Source organism: Rhizobium sp. SRDI969, from assembly GCF_025152725.1.
In the GTDB taxonomy this organism is placed as follows: domain Bacteria; phylum Pseudomonadota; class Alphaproteobacteria; order Rhizobiales; family Rhizobiaceae; genus Rhizobium; species Rhizobium leguminosarum_I.
In genome coordinates this window covers 3,876,051-3,889,266 of record NZ_CP104035.1, presented here as the reverse complement: position 1 = coordinate 3,889,266, position 13,216 = coordinate 3,876,051, and the positions used below count along the sequence as shown (strand labels likewise).

Below are 13,216 nucleotides of genomic sequence, written 5' to 3'. Positions count from 1 at the left end.
GCATGGTGGCGAATTCATTGCGTGGTGGTGGTCTTTGCCTTGGTATCGCCAGCGGCAGCTGCCGGCGGGTTCATTTCGATCTTCTCGGGCGTGACCTTGCTGCCGGGGATGGCCTGCTGGATCCCTTGGGTTACGACCCAGTCTTCCGGATCGAGGCCGGAGTCGATGACACGAAGTGCACCTTCGCGCTGGCCGGTCTTGACCTGCTTCTGCTCGACGACGTCGTCCTTGCCGAGAACGAGCAGGTAGCTGCCCAGCTGGTTCGTTCCGATGGCATCGTCGCGCACCAGCAGAGCCTTGTCGTTATGGCCGACCGGCACCCGGACGCGCACGAAGAGACCGGGCAGCATGGCGCGGTCCTTGTTGTCGAACAGGGCGCGTACCTGAAGCGTGCCTGTGGAGGCATCGAGCTGCGGCGAGACGTAATCGAGATGTCCCTTGTGTGGGTAACCTTCTTCCGTCTGCAGGCCGAGCTCTGCCGGGATACTCGGAAGATCCGTCTGCTTGAAGGTATGTCCCTGCTTTGCCAGCGTTTCCTTGATCATCAGCACCTGTGTTTCGCTGACGTTGAAATAGGCATAAAGCGGATCCGTCTGGACGATGCTGGCAAGCTTGGTGGGGCCTGATACGCCGACAAGTGCGCCGATATCGACGAGGTGATCGGTGACGGTACCGTCGAAGGGGGCAAGCACTTCGGTATATCCGAGGTTGATCGTCGCGAGATCGAGATTGGCCTGGGCATTGAGGATGGACGCATTCGCCTCGTCGAGTGTCGCCTTGGCGCTGTCGACCGCGGTCTGCGTGGTGACCTGTTGCTTCGATAGATTGAGCTGCCGGTCGTATTCCTGCTTCGCGCCAACCTGAGATGCCTGTTGCGAGGCAAGCGATGCTTTGGCCTGATCCAGTTGGGCCTGGTAGGTGTTACGCTCAATTCCGAAGAGCTTGGTGCCCTTCATCACCATCATGCCGTCCTGGTAGTCGATCGATTGGATGTAGCCTTGGACGCGCGCCTCGATATCGACGGAGTTGAGCGGTGCGGTGTTGCCGGTGAGTTCAAAATAGAGCGTTACCGGTTGCTGGACCGGCTGGGCGACACGAACCGGAGGTGGCGGCGGTGGAACGTAAGCGTTGCCGCTTTCCTGGCATCCACCGAGAATTGCCATGCCGAGCAGCGCCACGGAAAGTTGTAGACTCTGATACAATCTCACACGCATTGCCGCCGCCCCGACATCATGAGCCTACTTAAGAAATGTGCAGTAATTTCAAAGATCCACAGCGTCCTTTTGCGCGTCTGAAAAAGACGCGCGACGCTGTAGTCTCCATGCGTGCTTCGGCGGAGACCACCCTTCTCCGAAAGTTCCGGGCATGCGATATTATGTCGCGGCATTGCTAAAAATTGCAATAGCTGCTGGTGCACAATTAAACTGTGAGCTTGTCCTCGACGGACGCCGTGCTGCGGCTACGGTTTCCCGAGGGCCACGTAGGTCCTGCAGCCACCGCGATTGCGTGCAAGCTGTGCAGTAGATCCCGTCATCATAGCGGAAGACTGACCGAGCGCGGAACTCTTTACTTTCCGGATCTTGTGCGGCGGCAATCGGGCGGGTTTCATTGCTGGAAAATCAGCAGCACGTAAGCCAGGAAAAGCACCAGATGGACAGCGCCTTGCATGAGATGCGTGCGGCCGCTGGCAAAGGTGATGATGCTGACAGCAAGAGTAAGCAGGAGCATCACCAGATCTCCATGCTCCAGGCCGAGTGTCACGGGGTGTCCGTAGAGCTGACTGACAACGAGCATCGCCGGCACCGTCAGCCCGATCGTCGACAGCACCGAACCAAGGAAGATGTTGACGGAGCGCTGGAGATTATTGGCGATGGATGCACGCACGGCGCTGACTGCTTCAGGCGTCGCGACGAGGATGGCCATGACAACACCGCCAAATGCGGTTGGAGCATGCAGGGTTTCGATAATGTAATCGATCGGCCGGGCAAGCTGTTCGACGAGAAAGACGACAGGACCCATATGGGCGAAAAGCAGAATGGCATGAAGCCAGACCCGTCCATGACGAGGGACACGTTCGCTGATGCGCTCGTGACGGTTGCTGTCGTCGGTGAAATAGTCGCGATGGCGGCCGGCCTGAAGGAACAGAAACGTAGCGTAAAGGCCGACCGATATTATACCCAGTATCAGTTGTCTCGGTGCAGATGGATGCTGACCCTCCGGCCCCGCAAGAAATGTCGGCATCACCAGGCTCAGGGTCGCCAGCGGTACGATGACCCCGAGATAGGCGTTGGCGCCCTGCAGGTTATGCTGCTGTTCCGGTCGCCGCCATGCGCCCAGCAGCAAGGACAGGCCAACCATGCCGTTCAGGATGATCATGACGACTGCGAAAAGGGTGTCGCGCGCAAGTGTGGGATTGTTCTCGCCGTGAAGCATGACGGCTGATATTGCCATCACCTCGATTGAGGTGATGGCAAGCGTCAGAATGAGCGTGCCGTAAGGCTCCTTCAGCCGCTCTGCCAAATGATCCGCGTGCCGGACAACCGACAGAGCGGAGCCAAGGACGGCAGCGAACAGCCACGCGAAAACGACAGTGAACCAAAGCGGATCGGAAAGCTGCCCGAAGAGTTGCTCCTGGAAAACAAGAAACGCCAAGCTCGTCGCGACGCTGACACCCAGGAACCATTCCTCGCGGGCCTCCGGCCCGATCGGTCCCATCTGGAAACCGCCGACGGTGTTGACCAATGCACTGACGCCGCCGAAGCGCTTGACGGCCCGGGCGACAGCGGCGGCGCAGGAAGCATAATCGGTGAGATCTGTTCCCGCGATCGACAGAAAATCGGTGGAAGCTGGAAGATCGCCGGCCAAGGCTTCCAACTCGTGGCTCGAACGGTTCATGCAGACGAGTTTTGCGCCGGCGCTGGCAAGCTCGCGGACAACGGCGCTGCCGAGGTTGCCGCCGGCTCCCGTCACGATCACGGCTTTCTGTTCGTTCATGGCAATCGATCTCCTGACGTGCCCGCGCTGGACGCTGCCGCACATTGTTGATCCAGGCTGCGCGGCAGCGCAAGCCCGCCGCCCAAGACAAGGTCAGATGTTTGCGGAACGGCCCGCGGAGCTATCCGCGGGCCGTTCGTCTTTGATCGTCTGTCGGACCTGATTTCAGTGATATTTCGCCCGTTCTCGGCCGAGGATGACAGGCGCGTCGAGGCCGGCGATCGGACGGGTGACATCGGCCGGAATGTCGCCGGTGAGCTGCAGGTCGAGATAGCGAGCGCAGCAGACCCGCAGGAAGGACGTGAAGTTGCCGAGATCGTGGCCGGCATCGATCGATTCATGATGCAGCCGGGTGATCAGCTGGACGACATTCATGCCGTCGCGCCGCGCGATTTCCTCCAGCTTCGCCCAGAAGAAGTTCTCCAGCCTGACGCTGGTGACCATGCCGTCGATGCGCAGCGACCGGGTGGTGCTTTCCCAGAGCCGAGCATCCGCCTTGATGAACAGTTCACACATATCATCCTCCCCAGTGCAGCCCTCCTCAGGCGGCGTTGGTTTCGAGCAGTGCTGCGGCATCGAGCACGGCCATGAACTGGCGCAGCCACGACGGATGCGCCGGCCAGGCCGGCGCCGTGACCAGATTGCCGTCCGAGACTGCATCGGTGATTGCGATGTCGGCATAGATGCCGCCGGCAAGTTCGACTTCCGGCCGGCAGGCGGGATAGGCCGAGCAGGTTCGGCCCTTCAGCACACCGGCAGCGGCAAGCAGCTGTGCGCCGTGGCAGATGGCGGCAACCGGTTTTCCGGCATCGAAGAAGTGCCGGACAGATTTGATGACGTCGGCGTTGAGGCGTAGATATTCGGGCGCACGGCCGCCGGGAATGACGAGGGCATCGTAATCTTCGGCGCGCACGCTATCGAAGGTGGCATTCAGCGCGAAATTATGGCCGCGTTTTTCGGAATAAGTCTGGTCGCCTTCGAAATCATGAATGGCGGTCGCGACGGTGTCGCCGGCCTTCTTGCCGGGGCAGACGGCATCGACGGTATAGCCGCAGGCGAGCAGCGTCTGGAACGGCACCATCGTTTCGTAATCTTCGGTGAAGTCACCCGTGATCATCAGGATCTTTGAGGCTGGCATCGTTTCCTCCCTTTGAAACCAACTGGCGGAGATTAGCAAAGAGCTTCTGCGAGCAGGTACTATAGGAATACTACAGGCGAAATTCCCACCCGACGGGCGACGGCATCAGACCGCCCTGACCTTCACATCAGGCACTGCGCAAGCCTCGCCGCCGCCGAAGAGACGGGAACGAGTGAGGAAGCGTTTCTCGCGGCCATTGTCGAGCGAGAACATGCCGCCGCGTCCCGGCACGACGTCGATGATCAGCTGCGTATGTTTCCACGCCTCGAACTGGCCAGCGCCGATATAGACCGGCACGCCGCCGATCTCGCCGAGCTTGACGTCGCCGTCGCCGATCATGAATTCGTTAGCCGGATAACACATCGGCGAGGAGCCGTCGCAGCAGCCGCCGGACTGGTGGAAGAGAATATCGGGATGATCCCGCTTGATTTCCAAGATCAAATCGAGGGCGGCGTCGGTTGCGAGAACACGGGGTTCGCCGTTGACGGTGGGTTCCATGGCTGCTCCTTCAGCGCATAACCCCGAAAATCGGATCGATTTTCGGAAGGATCATACGCAAATTCAAAGCGTTAGAGCGTCATGAGGGATGCGTGGCGCTCTAAAGACAAGGCCTTCTCCCCCGTGTCGGGGAGAAGGCTTTTCATCATAACACCATTGGCTGCCCTCAGAAGAAGCCGAGTGCCTTCGGGCTGTAGCTCACCAGCATGTTCTTGGTCTGCTGGTAGTGGTCGAGCATCATCTTGTGGGTTTCACGGCCGATGCCCGACTGCTTGTAGCCGCCGAAGGCGGCATGGGCTGGGTAGGCGTGATAGCAGTTGGTCCAGACCCGGCCGGCCTGAATCTCCCGGCCGAAGCGGTAGCAGCGATTGGCATCGCGGCTCCAGACACCGGCGCCGAGACCGTAGAGCGTGTCGTTGGCGATTTCGAGCGCTTCCTTCTCGTTCTTGAAGGTCGTGACCGAAACAACCGGTCCGAAGATTTCTTCCTGGAACACACGCATCTTGTTGTGACCCTTGAAGATCGTCGGCTTGACGTAATAGCCATTCGCCAACTCGCCGCCGAGATCGTTGCGCGAGCCGCCGGTCAGCACTTCCGCGCCTTCCTGCTTGCCGATATCGAGATAGGCGAGGATCTTTTCCAGCTGCTCCGTCGAGGCCTGGGCGCCGATCATTGTTGCGGTGTCGAGCGGGTTGCCCTGCTTGATCGCCTCGACGCGTTTGACGGCCTTTTCCATGAAGCGGTCGTAGATCGATTCCTGGACGAGGGCGCGGCTCGGGCAGGTGCAGACTTCGCCCTGGTTGAGGGCAAACATCGCAAAGCCTTCGAGCGCCTTGTCGAGGAAGTCGTCGTCTTCGGCCATCACATCGGCGAAGAAGATGTTCGGCGATTTGCCGCCGAGTTCCAGCGTCACCGGAATGAGGTTCTGGCTGGCATATTGCATGATCAACCGGCCTGTCGTCGTCTCGCCGGTGAAGGCGATCTTGGCGACGCGCTGGCTGGTCGCCAGCGGCTTGCCGGCTTCGAGGCCGAAACCGTTGACGATGTTGAGCACGCCGGGCGGCAGGAGATCGCCGACGAGTTCGGCCCAGAGCAGGATCGAGGCTGGTGTCTGTTCGGCGGGCTTCAGCACGACGCAGTTGCCGGCGGCAAGCGCAGGTGCCAGCTTCCAGGTGGCCATCAGGATCGGGAAGTTCCACGGAATGATCTGGCCGACGACGCCGAGCGGCTCATGGAAGTGATAGGCCACGGTATCGTGGTCGATCTCGCCGATCGAGCCTTCCTGGGCGCGAATGCAGGAGGCGAAGTAGCGGAAGTGGTCGATCGCCAGCGGAATGTCGGCCGCCATGGTTTCGCGGATCGGTTTGCCGTTGTCCCAGGTCTCGGCCTGGGCGAGCAATTCCAGCTTGTCTTCCATGCGCTGGGCGATCTTCATGAGGATATTGGAGCGCTCGGCAGCGGAGGTGCGGCCCCATTTTTCCTTAGCCGCATGGGCGGCGTCGAGCGCGAGATTAATGTCCTTTTCATTGGAGCGGGGAATGTCGCAGAGCTTGCCGCCGGTAACGGGCGTCAGGTTTTCGAAGTATTTCCCCTCGACCGGCTCGCGCCATTCGCCGCCGATATAGTTGCCGTATTTCAGTTTGAACGGCGACTCGACGATTTTCTGATGAAGCATGTCATCCTCCCTTGATGATCCAGGTTCCCAAGCGAACCAGTGGGAGGAAAATGTGCATATTTTGGCGGAGGGAATAGGGCGGGTCTTCCATACCGCACTGCACAGTGTCGCAGACCTGCGACAGCATCGCGTCAAGATTGCTTCAGGAGCGGAACCTTTACCCTGATCAGTGGAGATCGAGCTTCTTCATCTTCCTGTGCAGCGTGGCGCGGCTGATGCCAAGCGCGATCGCCGCCTGCGAGACATTGCCGCCGGCGCGCGACAGTGCCCGTAGCAGTGCCGCCTTTTCCGCCTCGACGATCTCGTCCTGCTGGGAGACGCCAGCCTCGTGCAGGGCATCGGCGGCAGGAATGCCGGCGGCGATGCGCTTGTCGTCCAACTGCAGTGCGATGCGGGCAGCGCGCGTTGCGCCGAGCACCAGATCATGCCTGTCGACGGCAAGCAGAGCGGCGGCGGAATTGGCGCCTGCCGGGACCATCAGGAAACGCGCGCCGGCAAAGGCCGAGCGGAAAAGGTTGAGCTCGATGCGCATCGCCGCATCGCGCACGGTCTGCGTCAGGATTGCCAGCGTCATCTCGTTGACGTCGTCGCGGCATGTGGAGATGTCGAGGGCTGCTGCCACTCGGCCACGATGATCGCGGATTGGTGCCGTCGTGCAGCTGAGGCTGGTATTCGAGCAGAAAAAATGCTGATCGCGGAAGATGGCGACGGCACGCTCGTCGGCAAGTGCAGTGCCGATGCCGTTGGTGCCGATGCTGGCCTCGGTCCAGACCGAGCCGGTCCACAGGCCGAGTTCACGGAATTCCTTGTCGTCGCCGGCAGCCCCCCGGCGCTCCAGCGCGATGCCGTTCTTGTCGGTCAGAAGCAGGCAGCAGCCCGCCCTGCCAACGGTGGTAAAGAGACGATCGAGCTCTTCCGTCGCGCTGGCGATCAGCTGTTCGGACTGCTCGCGCGCACGGCGGAATTCCTGGTCGGTGAGGCGCAGTGGAGCCCGCTGGTCCTCGGGGGCGAGCTGGTGCATGGTCATGCACCGCCGCCATGAGGCGACTACAGGAGAACTGGCTGCCGCAGAATCGCGCTGGGCAGACGTGTAGACGTGCTCGGCGTGCGCAGAGTGTTCGTGCATCGGCTCCTCCCACCGAAGTTCAGCACATTCTGATGGAAAAGCGGCTGGTTTGCAATCGGCCGGTACTGGCGGTCGTCAGCATGCGGCTCTTCCTGACGAAAGTGGCGGAGATCACATTTCGGTGTTTGGGCGGCCATGGCGTAACAAATGACGCCTCTCTCTCGTAGTTCTGTACGGTAGAAGGTTTGCGAGATGAGGAGATCCGACCATGCTGAATAGACGATTGTTGCTGATGGGCGCCGCTTTTGGGGCGTTTGCGGTTCGCCTGGGCCCGGCCGGCAAGGCGATCGCCGCCGAGACGTTTGCGGTGACGCACACCGACGAGGAATGGCGCAAGCTGCTGACGCCGGATCAATATGTCATCCTGCGCCGGGCGGGGACGGAGCAGCCCTTCACCAGTGCCTTGCTGCATGAGGAGCGAAAGGGCAATTTCGCCTGCGCCGGCTGCGACCAGGACCTCTTTTCCTCGACCACCAAATTCGACAGCGGCACCGGCTGGCCGAGCTTCTGGGCGCCGCTCGAGAAAGCCGTCGGCACCACGAGCGACACGACTTTCGGCATGGTGCGCAACGCCGTGCACTGCAGCCGCTGCGGTGGGCATCTCGGCCATGTCTTCGATGACGGCCCGAAGCCAACCGGGCTTCGCTACTGCATGAATGGGCTCGCCATGACATTCCGTCCCGCCTCGGCCTGACCGAGAGATGGCCTTGTCCGGTGCTGACGACTGCCTGCGCCTAGAACAGGATGATTTTAGGCCGGGTCGGCCTAAAATCTGAATCCTGTTCTAAATTAAGAGTTGGAGCATGATGTCGTCCGAAGACCGATCACACTTTTCGGCATCATGCTCTGCGCTGCAGCCAGGCTTCGATGCCGCGGGCGGCCGCCCGGCCGGTCGCCAGGCAGGCGGTGAGGAGATAGCCGCCGGTCGGCGCTTCCCAGTCGAGCATCTCACCGGCGACGAAGGTGCCCGGCAGCGCCTTCAACATGTAGCTGTCGTCGATGCCGCTCCAGCGGATGCCGCCGGCCGAGGAGATCGCTTCAGCGATCGGGCGGGTTTCGATCACCGGCACCGGCAGGGCCTTGATCATGCCGGCGAGACGCTCGGGACCGGTCCGGTCGCGCTCGGGAGTAAGTTCGCGCAGCAGCGCCGCCTTGACGCCGTCGAGGCCAGCGCCCTTGCGCAGGCGGTTTGAAAAGCTCGATTTGGCGTCCTGCCGGGCAAGGTCGCGGGTCAGTCTCTCGATGGTGCGGCCGGGTGCGAGGTCGAGCGTCAGGGCAGCGCTGCCGTGGTTCAGCAGCCGGTCGCGGAGGCTAGCGGTGTGGGCATAGATCAGGCTGCCCTCGATGCCGCTCCCGGTGATGACGAATTCGCCGGGAAACGTGCCGGCCTCGGATGTTGCGGTGACCGACTTTACCGGCTCGCCGGCGAAACGTTCGCTGAAGCTTCCGCTCCAGCCGACGGCGAAGCCGCAATTGGCGGGCTTGAAGGATTCGATCTCGACGCCTCTCTCCGATAGCCGAGCCAGCCAGCTTGCATCGGAGCCGAGGCGCGGCCAGCTTGCGCCGCCGAGCGCCAGCAGGGCTGCGTCGCAATGGACGATGCTGCGCCCTTCGGGCGTTTCGAAAGCATAACCATCTTCGGCAAACCCGCTCCAGCGGTGGCGGGTGCGCAACGTGGCGCCCTGCGCCTCCAGTCGCCTGAGCCAGGCGCGCAGCAAAGGCGAGGCCTTCATCACCTTCGGGAACACCCGGCCGGACGAGCCGACGAAGGTCTCGGTCCCGAGCCCTGCTGCCCAATCCCTGATATCATCAGGGGTAAAGGCATCAAGAGCGGGGCGCAGACGGGCGGAGGCCGCGCCGAAGCGTATGATGAAACGGGCATAATCCTCGGAATGGGTGATGTTGAGACCCGATTTGCCGGCCAGCAGGAATTTGCGGGCGAAGGTCGGCATGGCGTCGTAGACCGTCACCGCATGACCGGAACGGGACAGCAGTTCGGCAGCCGCGAGACCCGCCGGGCCGCCGCCGATGATCGCAATCCGTTTCTGGTTCATGGATGTCTTCGCCCGATTCTGTCTGCATTCAGTTTTGGCGCGGGCGCGGACCGCCTGCAAGGGCAGCGGTCAGTGGTGCGGATGTGTGCACTGGCCGTGGTCGGCGAGCACCTCGATGACTCGGCATTGGTCGACGCGGCCGTGGCCGCAGCCTTCCACCATGGTTTCCAGCTCGGCCTTCAGCGCCGTCAAGCTGCGGATGCGCTGCTCGACTTCGATGAGACGCGCCTTGGCGATGGCGTCGGCCGAGGCGCAAGACTGGTACGGATCATCCTGCAGGGTGAGCAGCGTGCGGATCGCCTCGATCTCGAAGCCGAGTTCGCGGGCGTGGCGGATGAAGGCGAGGCGGCTGATATCGGCGGGCTCGAAGGAGCGCTGGTTGCCCTCGCTGCGGCTCGGCGCCGCGAGCAGGCCGATGCTCTCATAATAACGGACCGTCGGCACCTTGACGCCGCTTTGGCGAGCAGCTTCACCAATGGTGATCTTTTTCATGATTTTCCTCTTGCACCTCTAGTCGCTAGAGGATGTAGGAGGGATGCTTCTGTTTGACAAGGAAGCGGATCATGGCTGAGAGCGAGACACGATACCGGGTTGGCGGCATGGATTGCGCCGGCTGCGCAACCAAGATCGATACGGCGGTCAGACGCGTGGCGGGTGTCGCCGATGTTTCCGTCTCGGTGATGGCGGGCACGATGACCGTCCGCCACGATGGCAGCAGCGATCTCAAGGTGATCGAGAGGAAGGTGACAGGGCTCGGCTATTCCGTCGCGCCGCTTGCTGGAAGCGCTGCGCCTGCGCATACCCAGGGCTCGCAGCATCGTCACGACCACGATCACGGCGATCATGCCGGCCATGATCACGGCTACGAAGGCCACGATCACGCAGGTCATGATCACGACCACCCTCACGATCATGCGAGCCATGACCATGACGGCGAAAAGGAAATCGAAGGCCTGCATGGGCACGACCATGCGCCGATGGCCGGTCCATGGTGGCAGAGCAAGAAAGGCCGTCTGACCATTCTTGCGGGCGTGGCGCTCGTTGTTGCCTACGCCGTCGGCCATCTCGTGCCGGCGATTGCGTCCTATGCCTTCATCGTCGCCATGCTGATCGGGCTGGTGCCGATCGCGCGGCGCGCTATCATTGCCGCCCTATCAGGTACACCGTTCTCGATCGAGATGCTGATGACGATTGCCGCCGTCGGCGCCGTCATCATCAATGCCGGCGAAGAGGCGGCAACCGTCGTATTCCTGTTCCTCGTCGGCGAGATGCTGGAAGGGGTGGCGGCCGGCAAGGCGCGCGAAAGCATCCAGTCGTTGGCGGGTCTGGTGCCGAAGAATGCGCTGCTCGAAGACAATGGGCAGACGCGGGAAGTGCCGGCAGAAAGCCTTGCCGTTGGCGCGACTATCATGGTTCGCCCTGGCGACCGTATCTCTGCGGACGGCATCATCATCTCAGGCGAGAGCGCAATCGACGAGGCGCCGGTGACGGGCGAAAGCACGCCGGTTCGCAAGGGCGTCGATGCCGTCGTTTTTGCCGGCACGGTCAATGGCGATGCGGTGCTCAGGGTTCGCGTCACGGCGGCGGCCGCCGACAACACCATCGCCCGTGTCGTCAAGCTGGTGGAGGAAGCGCAGGAATCGAAGGCGCCGACCGAACGCTTCATCGATCGGTTTTCGCGCTATTACACGCCCGGCGTGGTCGTGGTTGCAGCGCTGGTCGCGGTCGTTCCGCCGCTGCTGTTTGCCGGCCCGTGGGGCGAATGGGTCTATAAGGGTCTTGCCATCCTTTTGATCGGCTGCCCCTGCGCGCTCGTCATTTCGACGCCGGCGGCAATTGCCGCCTCGCTTTCGACAGGTGCGCGGCGCGGGCTGCTGATGAAGGGCGGCGCGGTGCTGGAAACGCTCGGCAAGGTGACGATGGTCGCCTTCGACAAGACAGGCACGCTGACGGAAGGCAGGCCTCAGGTCACCGATATCATCTCCTTCGGATTGAGCGAGGCGCAGGTGCTGTCGCGCGCGGCGGTGCTGGAGCAGGGTTCCAGCCATCCGCTGGCGTTGGCGATCCTCAACCGCGCCAAGTCAGACGGCGTTCCCGTGCCGCCGGCCTTCGAGCTGGAAGCGCTGGCGGGCAGGGGCGTCAGCGGCAAAGTCGGCGGCGAGACGCTGGACCTGCTGTCGCCGCCCGCCGCCCGTGAGCGCGGGGCGCTCAGTGCTGAACAGGATGCACGCATCGCGGCGCTGAACGACGAGGGCAAGAGCCTGTCGGTGCTGCTCGTCAACGGTGTTGCGGCGGGTTTGATCGCCATGCGCGACGAGCCGCGCGAGGATGCCGAGGCCGGGCTCGCTGCCCTCAAATCAGCAGGCGTCAAGGCGATGATGCTGACGGGCGACAACAAACGGACGGCGGCAGCCGTTGCCGGCATGCTCGGCATCGACTGGCGCGGCGAGATGATGCCTGAGGACAAGCAGCGGGTCGTCGGCGAATTGAAGCACCAGGGCTTCATCGTCGCCAAGGTCGGCGACGGCATCAATGATGCTCCGGCGCTGGCTGCTGCCGATATCGGCATTGCTATGGGCGGCGGCACCGATGTGGCGCTCGAGACGGCGGATGCCGCCGTGCTGCACGGACGCGTCGGCGACGTGGCGCGGATGATCGAACTTTCCAAACGCACGATGCGCAACATCCTGCAGAACATCACCATCGCACTCGGGCTGAAGGCGGTGTTCCTAGTGACGACGATCGCCGGCATTACCGGGCTCTGGCCGGCGATCCTCGCTGATACCGGCGCTACCGTGCTGGTCACGATCAACGCGCTGCGGCTGCTTCGAATAAAAATATGAATATCGTTTCGGGGAGCCGGCTTCTGTCGGCTCTTTCTGACCGGTTCTCCACAGCGCCTTTTCGTTAACGCTTCATTATCCACATCATACACGGGCGCGGCGATTCGTTGCCGCCATTGCTGCAGCGCCACAACTACTTGTTGACGTCATCAGCGATTCGAGTACCATATCTAGTGTTCGAGGTTCCGTCGATTCGTGAGGATCGGCGGCTAAGACGGGAATACGGTGCGCCTCGCCATCATGGCGAAGCAATGCCGGAGCTGCCCCCGCAACTGTAAGCGGCGAGCAACTGTCCGATTTCTGGTCACTGGAGCATGATGCTCCGGGAAGGCTGGGCAGGAGCGTTGACCCGTGAGCCAGGAGACCTGCCTCGAACGAAACGTCCACGGGCGGGGTGTCCGGAAGGTCGCGTTGCATGGCTGCGGGGAATGTCCGCATCGCGTTTCGCAGGCCCGAGCCTCCGCCCCCGAAACCTTCGTATTGTGCCACTTCGGGGTGAAGTCATGTCAGTATCTCAGTTCAGGCCGCCACCCGCTGGAGGTAGAGGGCGGAGTACGCCCAGCGGCTGAACAGCCGCATAGCTCAAATCACCAGAGATTTTTCGACGGATATCGGCAGATTTCCGATCGATCTCCTGCGTCCCAATCGCGTCACGAGGAATATCATGACCATTACCGTCTACAGCAAGCCTGCCTGCGTCCAGTGCACCGCCACCTACCGTGCCCTCGACCGGTTGGGTGTCGATTATGACATCGTCGATATCTCGCAGGATGCCGAAGCGCTCGATCGCGTCCGCAGCCTCGGCTACATGCAGGCGCCTGTCGTCATCGCCGGCGAGCAGCATTGGGCGGGCTTCCGCCCCGACATGATCAGCGCACTTTCCTGAGG

The 13,216-nt window shown here is 62.1% G+C and carries 12 protein-coding genes and 1 riboswitch; of the genes, 3 read left to right on the top strand and 9 right to left on the bottom strand.

The features are described 5' to 3' along the window. Nucleotides 1-14 precede the first annotated feature (14 nt). The 7 genes from N2A41_RS19255 to N2A41_RS19225 form a co-directional block, all read right to left on the bottom strand. Nucleotides 15-1,214, bottom strand: coding sequence for an efflux RND transporter periplasmic adaptor subunit (locus tag N2A41_RS19255; RefSeq protein WP_170259923.1), 1,200 nt, complete (start codon nucleotides 1,212-1,214; stop codon nucleotides 15-17). A gap of 391 nt (nucleotides 1,215-1,605) precedes the next feature. Further along, the gene (locus N2A41_RS19250; RefSeq protein WP_260109494.1) at nucleotides 1,606-2,994 is read right to left on the bottom strand and encodes an SDR family NAD(P)-dependent oxidoreductase; all 1,389 of its coding nucleotides are present in this window, start codon (nucleotides 2,992-2,994) and stop codon (nucleotides 1,606-1,608) included. A gap of 165 nt (nucleotides 2,995-3,159) precedes the next feature. Beyond that, nucleotides 3,160-3,510, bottom strand: coding sequence for a ribbon-helix-helix domain-containing protein (locus tag N2A41_RS19245; protein WP_017968034.1), 351 nt, complete (start codon nucleotides 3,508-3,510; stop codon nucleotides 3,160-3,162). A 25-nt stretch (nucleotides 3,511-3,535) separates the two neighbouring features. Then, nucleotides 3,536-4,132, bottom strand: coding sequence for a DJ-1/PfpI family protein (locus N2A41_RS19240; protein WP_064250232.1), 597 nt, complete (start codon nucleotides 4,130-4,132; stop codon nucleotides 3,536-3,538). Nucleotides 4,133-4,237: 105 nt separating this feature from the next. Beyond that, on the bottom strand, nucleotides 4,238-4,630 hold the full coding sequence (locus N2A41_RS19235; protein ID WP_260109493.1) for a DUF779 domain-containing protein: 393 nt from the start codon (nucleotides 4,628-4,630) through the stop codon (nucleotides 4,238-4,240). Between the two features lie 166 nt (nucleotides 4,631-4,796). Further along, nucleotides 4,797-6,305: an aldehyde dehydrogenase gene (adh, locus tag N2A41_RS19230; protein ID WP_017968031.1), complete on the bottom strand. Its 1,509-nt coding sequence runs from the start codon at nucleotides 6,303-6,305 to the stop codon at nucleotides 4,797-4,799. Between the two features lie 166 nt (nucleotides 6,306-6,471). Next, the gene (locus N2A41_RS19225; protein ID WP_222310860.1) at nucleotides 6,472-7,431 is read right to left on the bottom strand and encodes a helix-turn-helix domain-containing protein; all 960 of its coding nucleotides are present in this window, start codon (nucleotides 7,429-7,431) and stop codon (nucleotides 6,472-6,474) included. A gap of 208 nt (nucleotides 7,432-7,639) precedes the next feature. Between N2A41_RS19225 and msrB the strand changes: the two genes are divergently transcribed. Beyond that, the gene (gene msrB / locus N2A41_RS19220; protein WP_260109492.1) at nucleotides 7,640-8,125 is read left to right on the top strand and encodes a peptide-methionine (R)-S-oxide reductase MsrB; all 486 of its coding nucleotides are present in this window, start codon (nucleotides 7,640-7,642) and stop codon (nucleotides 8,123-8,125) included. 145 nt (nucleotides 8,126-8,270) lie between these two features. On the opposite strand, the gene N2A41_RS19215 is transcribed toward msrB, so the two are convergent. Together N2A41_RS19215 and N2A41_RS19210 are read right to left on the bottom strand one after the other, a co-directional pair. Further along, nucleotides 8,271-9,485: a TIGR03862 family flavoprotein gene (locus tag N2A41_RS19215; protein WP_260109491.1), complete on the bottom strand. Its 1,215-nt coding sequence runs from the start codon at nucleotides 9,483-9,485 to the stop codon at nucleotides 8,271-8,273. A gap of 69 nt (nucleotides 9,486-9,554) precedes the next feature. After that, nucleotides 9,555-9,977: a MerR family transcriptional regulator gene (locus N2A41_RS19210; RefSeq protein ID WP_170259916.1), complete on the bottom strand. Its 423-nt coding sequence runs from the start codon at nucleotides 9,975-9,977 to the stop codon at nucleotides 9,555-9,557. Nucleotides 9,978-10,048: 71 nt separating this feature from the next. Here N2A41_RS19210 and N2A41_RS19205 point away from each other — a divergent pair, with 71 nt between their 5' ends. Both N2A41_RS19205 and nrdH read left to right on the top strand, forming a co-directional pair. After that, nucleotides 10,049-12,328 (top strand): heavy metal translocating P-type ATPase, encoded by a 2,280-nt coding sequence (locus tag N2A41_RS19205; RefSeq protein WP_260109490.1) that lies wholly within the window; start codon nucleotides 10,049-10,051, stop codon nucleotides 12,326-12,328. Nucleotides 12,329-12,491: 163 nt separating this feature from the next. Then, nucleotides 12,492-12,715, top strand: a riboswitch (cobalamin riboswitch). A gap of 277 nt (nucleotides 12,716-12,992) precedes the next feature. Beyond that, entirely contained in the window at nucleotides 12,993-13,214 is a 222-nt protein-coding gene (nrdH, locus tag N2A41_RS19200; protein ID WP_018243700.1) for a glutaredoxin-like protein NrdH, read from the top strand. Nucleotides 13,215-13,216: the final 2 nt, after the last annotated feature.

Bases quoted from the DNA above. Each gene is read 5' to 3' on its own strand.
- N2A41_RS19255 (WP_170259923.1), bottom strand. From the start codon at position 1,214: ATGCGTGTGAGATTGTATCAGAGTCTACAACTTTCCGTGGCGCTGCTC.
- N2A41_RS19250 (WP_260109494.1), bottom strand. From the start codon at position 2,994: ATGAACGAACAGAAAGCCGTGATCGTGACGGGAGCCGGCGGCAACCTC.
- N2A41_RS19245 (WP_017968034.1), bottom strand. From the start codon at position 3,510: ATGTGTGAACTGTTCATCAAGGCGGATGCTCGGCTCTGGGAAAGCACC.
- N2A41_RS19240 (WP_064250232.1), bottom strand. From the start codon at position 4,132: ATGCCAGCCTCAAAGATCCTGATGATCACGGGTGACTTCACCGAAGAT.
- N2A41_RS19235 (WP_260109493.1), bottom strand. From the start codon at position 4,630: ATGGAACCCACCGTCAACGGCGAACCCCGTGTTCTCGCAACCGACGCC.
- adh (WP_017968031.1), bottom strand. From the start codon at position 6,305: ATGCTTCATCAGAAAATCGTCGAGTCGCCGTTCAAACTGAAATACGGC.
- N2A41_RS19225 (WP_222310860.1), bottom strand. From the start codon at position 7,431: ATGCACGAACACTCTGCGCACGCCGAGCACGTCTACACGTCTGCCCAG.
- msrB (WP_260109492.1), top strand. From the start codon at position 7,640: ATGCTGAATAGACGATTGTTGCTGATGGGCGCCGCTTTTGGGGCGTTT.
- N2A41_RS19215 (WP_260109491.1), bottom strand. From the start codon at position 9,485: ATGAACCAGAAACGGATTGCGATCATCGGCGGCGGCCCGGCGGGTCTC.
- N2A41_RS19210 (WP_170259916.1), bottom strand. From the start codon at position 9,977: ATGAAAAAGATCACCATTGGTGAAGCTGCTCGCCAAAGCGGCGTCAAG.
- N2A41_RS19205 (WP_260109490.1), top strand. From the start codon at position 10,049: ATGGCTGAGAGCGAGACACGATACCGGGTTGGCGGCATGGATTGCGCC.
- nrdH (WP_018243700.1), top strand. From the start codon at position 12,993: ATGACCATTACCGTCTACAGCAAGCCTGCCTGCGTCCAGTGCACCGCC.